General features: G+C 75.8%; 1 protein-coding gene. It reads right to left on the bottom strand.

Annotation, left to right across the window (positions count from 1 at the left end):
* On the bottom strand, window positions 1-393 hold a 393-nt coding region (locus ACZ3HH_RS29430), incomplete at both ends, for a cell division protein PerM (protein ID WP_465810032.1).

Raw genomic sequence — 393 nt, 5'->3', positions numbered from 1 at the left:
AGGCCCGCGGCCACGACGAGACCGCCCACGGCGAGGAGGCCGAGGGTCGTGAGCGCGACGCCGCGCAGCACGAGGGAGGGGACGGGCGCCCAGGCCGACGGCATCCGATCCCGCGCGGCGCGGAGGCGGTCGACGGGCCCCTCGTCTCCGACGCCCCAGGCGCCCACGAAGGCGCCGATCAGCGACGGGACCGCGAAGATCAGCGCCGGGAAGAGGATCGCCTGCCACGTCTGGAACGACACCAGCGGAGCCTCGGCCGTGAAGGCGACCGCGGCCGCGATCGCGGCGAAGACGAGCGAACCGGACAGCCATCCGGTGAGCGCGGCGCCGGCCTCGGCGGCGCGGATGCCGGAGCGGGCGGCGAACAACCCGGTGAATCCGGCGAATGCGAGC

It is taken from the genome of Pseudomonas sp. PME37.24/025 (assembly GCF_055556615.1).
Note: the sequence above shows the minus strand (reverse complement) of the source record. Positions and strands in the feature narration are given on the sequence as shown.